Origin of the sequence: Pseudomonas sp. B23(2017) (assembly GCF_002113725.1) — a bacterium.
Classification (GTDB): Bacteria; Pseudomonadota; Gammaproteobacteria; order Pseudomonadales; family Pseudomonadaceae; genus Aquipseudomonas; species Aquipseudomonas putida_Z.
Genome location: NZ_NEJM01000051.1, coordinates 1 through 554, shown reverse-complemented (window position 1 = coordinate 554; position 554 = coordinate 1). Strand labels below are relative to the sequence as shown.

The window sequence follows — 554 nt, the reverse complement described above, 5'->3', positions numbered from 1 at the left end:
ACAGAATTTCTTGACGACCATAGAGCATTGGAACCACCTGATCCCATCCCGAACTCAGCAGTGAAACGATGCATCGCCGATGGTAGTGTGGGGTTTCCCCATGTGAGAGTAGGTCATCGTCAAGATTCATTTCGCAAAACCCCTATCTGCGCATGCAGGTAGGGGTTTTGTCTTTAAGTAGAAGCTATCGCTTCTCCTGGTAGGCTGAAGGCCAGCCGGTGGTGGTAAAAAGGTGGTTGACAGCGTTTCCGAATGCTGTATTATTCACCTCCCGCAACGAGAGATCGAAGCGAGTTAAGTGCCTGAAGTTAAACGAGTTTCTCGCAAAAACTTCAAAATAAACGCTTGACAGACCCTGAGGAAAGCGTAGAATGCGCGCCTCGGTTGAGACGAAAAGCTCTTAACCAAACGCTCTTTAACAAATCGAATCAAGCAATTCGTGTGGGTGCTTGTGAGTACGGACTGATAGTCACAAAGATTATCAGCATCACAAGTGGCCATGCGAGAAATCACATAGTCATTTGAGATTGCTGAGCCAAGTTTAGGGTTTCTTA

The 554-nt window shown here is 46.8% G+C and carries 1 rRNA gene; it reads left to right on the top strand.

The features are described from left to right. Positions 1-9: 9 nt before the first annotated feature. A 5S ribosomal RNA gene (gene rrf, locus CAG46_RS27490) occupies positions 10-125 on the top strand. The last annotated feature ends 429 nt before the right edge of the window (positions 126-554 follow it).